Origin of the sequence: Mesorhizobium sp. M1E.F.Ca.ET.063.01.1.1 (genome assembly GCF_003998155.1) — a bacterium.
GTDB lineage: Bacteria > Pseudomonadota > Alphaproteobacteria > Rhizobiales > Rhizobiaceae > Mesorhizobium.
This window is the reverse complement of record NZ_RZSC01000617.1, coordinates 1-3,533: the sequence shown is the minus strand read 5'-3', so window position 1 is coordinate 3,533 and position 3,533 is coordinate 1. Positions and strand designations below refer to the sequence as shown.

The following is a 3,533-nucleotide window of genomic DNA, read 5'->3' as shown; positions in this document are numbered from 1 at the left end:
GTTCTTTGACGACGAAATCCGTCAATCAACTGGCCCAGAAGGCGGCCAAAGCGCTTGCGACTGAGAAGCGTGTGATTGCCGTAGGTGGGGCAAATGACAGCTTTACGCTGCGGTCAACGGCTGCAGAGTTGTTAGCGGTTGAACGCGTTTTCCGTGAGCACCCGCAGCTGGAGGGCGACCGGATAGCGAGGCGGGAGATTGCCGCGAGACAATCCAACTGCATCGATCAGCTTTATCGGGCGCTTGAAACGGCTTTCGAGAATGCAAGCTGGTACCTGGCGCCTCAGCCGAGCCAAGCCGTCCGCGCACAGTTAACGGTCGTTGCAAGCGCGCTCGCCGACGCAAGTTTCTCGAAGGCGCCGATCATCAAAAGCGAATTGCTCCAGCGCGACAAACCATCATCGAATTCCATGGCTGCTTTGCGCGAACTCGCTCATGCGATGGTCAACTCACATGCGCATGAGCAGCTAGCAATGACCCAGTATCCTGCAGAGCTCGGCCTCTACCTTACCTTGCTTCGACCGTTCGGGCTGCACAAAGAAGTCAAGGCTGGCGTCTTCGGTTTTTCGGATCCGGACGAGAGCCGAGAGGGGGCATCGCTCCGCCCAGCGTGGGACGTAATCGACCTCGCAGGCGAAAAGCCCCTCGATGCTGTCTATGCGGAGTGGGCTCGACCACCCTATGGCATCAAAGCCGGTGTAATGCCCGTATTGGCACTCGCCTACATGCTCGCCAAGCGGGAGAGCGTTGCCGTCTATATTGACGGGGTCTATCAAACAGCAATCGATGATGTCGTCGTCGACAAGCTTTTGCAGAAGCCTGGTCTCTTCCGTTTGAGGCGGATCGATCGGTCCGTGCGCGAAACAGCGTTTCTCAGTGGGCTCGCGCAGCTGCTCAGGGTTGACCATCACGGAGGGTCATTGCCCGTCGCCGCAGCTCTTTTTCAGCGTTTTGAAGAGCTCTCACAATTCGCAAAACGCACCACCAAACTCGATCCTTTAGCGGTGAAAATCCGCGGGATCGTGACGAAGGCAGACGATCCCGAGCGACTTCTGTTTGACGATCTTCCGGCTGCTCTCGGTGAAGAGCTCGCCCCAGAGACCGTCTATCGTGCCCTTCAAGCGGCCGAAGCGAGCTATCCGGCGCTTCTCGAGGAGTTGCGTCTGGCACTTGCAAAGGCGCTCGGAATCGATGCCGTGAGTTTCGCAGGAATTGCGGAACGCGCATCGCTGCTCAAAGGCCTGACGAACGATTACAATTTCGATGCGTTCGCAGATCGCGTCGCGGCGATGGAGCTTGGAAAAGGCGACATCGAGAGCACTGTCAGTGTTCTGTTGCACCGCCCCGCCCGGAATTGGTCGGACAGAGACCGGCAAGAAGCGTTGACGGAAATTGCGCGATACGGGCGCCGTTTCCGGGAGCTCGAGGCTTTGGCAATCGTGCGAGATCGACGCTCCCAGACCGAAGCCTTGGCACTTGTCGTCGGCCTCGACCCAAAAATGCCGCCGTTGATGCGGAGCTTCGAACTGAGCGAAAGCGAAAAGCTAGCCGCCGCAGGAATGGCTGATCGTCTGGTAGCTTCGCTCAGATCAGAAAATGAGAGCGGACGATTGCAGCTTGCTGCCCTTGCGCGTGCAGTCGCCATGACGGCAGCCGATGGCGAAGATGAGGTTGGCAGGCAATGAGTGGGGAACGTCATATCCTCGGTCTCTCGGGCGGGCGCGACAGCGCGGCGCTCGCCGTTTACATGCGACAGCATCATCCAGAGCTGCCCATAGAATATTTCTTCACAGACACCGGTAAGGAACTGCCTGAGGTCTATGGCTTCCTTGATAAGCTCGAAGGCTTCTTGGGTCGGCCGATCCAGCGGCTTAATCCCGATCGTGACTTTGATTTCTGGTTGGACGAATATGGCAATTTTCTCCCGTCGCCCCGTACCCGCTGGTGCACGCGACAGCTGAAACTCCGACCGCTGGAGCAATGGCTGCAAAAGGATCTCGAAAGCGGGACGATCGTCCACTCCTACGTCGCCATCCGCGCCGATGAGCCAAGTCGCGAAGGCTACCAGGCCACACACCCAAACATGCGGGTTCATCTTCCGCTTCGTGAAGCTGGAGTCGATCGCACCGGCGTCATCGAAATACTCGAGCAGTCCGACGTCGGTGAGCCGGCCTACTATCAATGGCGTTCCCGGTCCGGTTGCACATTCTGCTTCTACCAGCAGAAGATCGAATGGGTTCGGCTCGCAGAACATCATCCGGATCGCTTTGCCGAGGCCGTCGATTACGAAAAGACCGCCTTGCGAGACGGCTCGCCGTTCACATGGAGCCAAGGTGAGAGTCTTACGGAGTTGATCTCGCCCGAACGAGTCGAACAGATCAAGTCGGATTACGAAAAACGCCGGGAACGGCTACGGCGCGGCCGGAGGGTCAATCCCTTATCGGGAAAGACCGCAGAGACAATCGACGACGTGTACGGCCTTGACGAAGGGGCCGGCAGCTGCGTTGTTTGCCACAAATGACCATCGGGGGCGATTACCCTAGAATTGCTTCGTCAATCTGTATCGCGAAAGCCTCGCCATTAGCCGGTCGTATGGAAGCGCTGTGATGAAGCGCTTTGAATATTGGATCGAACAGTGTTTCTGGTCCCTTCCAGTCAGCTTTGGAAAGAACCCCTGTGGGGTGACTGCGGTTGACTACAAACCAGAATACCGACGCCAGCTGAAATACATCGGATGCGGCATTGATCTGGTCATCTCGACCAATGCTACGGTTATTTGCTTCTGGAGACATCCAAAATCGCGGACCGACGATTTCCCAGTCAGGGGTCATTCTTTCTTCAGCCGGCAGATCGAACATGTCACATAGGCCGTAATCGCTGAGAACCCAGCGGTCGCCCATAACCAGGATGTTGTCGGGCTTAATATCACGATGGACAGCCCTTCTATGAAGCTCGCCGAGACCGTGTGCAAGTCCGCGGAACTGAGCCAGGAAAATCTCATTCGGAACAGGAGCTCGCTTTACCAGTGATGACAGTGGTTCATTGGCCAGCATCATGACGATATATGGAATATCTTTTATCAGCGGCGATAAACGCGCCCTTCGCTGCTCACCATCTATGCTTCCTGCATCTTGATATGCGATTAAATGGTCATGCCGGATCCCCTGAAGGAGGGTTTTTTCTCGATCAAAACGTTTTCGCCGATGCGCTCGTAGGTCGAGAAGAAACTTGACGGCATACTCGGTACCATCCCCAAGGTCAGTACACCGATGTACAACCCCATTTCCCCCAGCAGCGATTCTCTCGCCAACCTCATATGTCTTTCCGAACGGCGTTCGCAGCTCATCCGGAATAACAATCGTTTCTTTTGCTGAATTTTCGCTGCGGCCAGAGAACAGTAAAGCCATTCAGGCCCCCGCCCTGCATCCGTGCATGCGCCAACAAGCGTTTGAGATTTGGAAGACTTGAGTGTCCACTGGCCAGTCTAATTCCCGCCCGTGGGCGGTATGGTTGTGAAGTGGCTCGCCGCATCC

The 3,533-nt window shown here is 56.4% G+C and carries 3 protein-coding genes; 2 read left to right on the top strand and 1 reads right to left on the bottom strand.

Annotated features, from left to right (window positions below):
- Both EOA29_RS41715 and EOA29_RS29260 read left to right on the top strand, forming a co-directional pair.
- Positions 1-1,685, top strand: a 1,685-nt coding sequence (locus EOA29_RS41715) for a hypothetical protein (RefSeq protein WP_210213180.1), incomplete at its 5' end; no start/stop codon positions are given.
- Positions 1,682-2,521: a phosphoadenosine phosphosulfate reductase family protein gene (locus tag EOA29_RS29260; RefSeq protein ID WP_127221963.1), complete on the top strand. Its 840-nt coding sequence runs from the start codon at positions 1,682-1,684 to the stop codon at positions 2,519-2,521. The genes EOA29_RS41715 and EOA29_RS29260, both read left to right, overlap by 4 nt.
- Before the next feature lie 13 nt (positions 2,522-2,534).
- Here EOA29_RS29260 and EOA29_RS29255 read toward each other — a convergent pair whose 3' ends face one another.
- Positions 2,535-3,407, bottom strand: a complete 873-nt coding sequence (locus EOA29_RS29255) for a protein kinase (RefSeq protein ID WP_127221962.1) — start codon at positions 3,405-3,407, stop codon at positions 2,535-2,537.
- Between the last annotated feature and the right edge of the window lie 126 nt (positions 3,408-3,533).

Excerpts from the sequence above, each read along its gene's own strand:
- EOA29_RS29260 (WP_127221963.1), top strand. The coding sequence starts at position 1,682 with ATGAGTGGGGAACGTCATATCCTCGGTCTCTCGGGCGGGCGCGACAGC.
- EOA29_RS29255 (WP_127221962.1), bottom strand. The coding sequence starts at position 3,407 with ATGGCTTTACTGTTCTCTGGCCGCAGCGAAAATTCAGCAAAAGAAACG.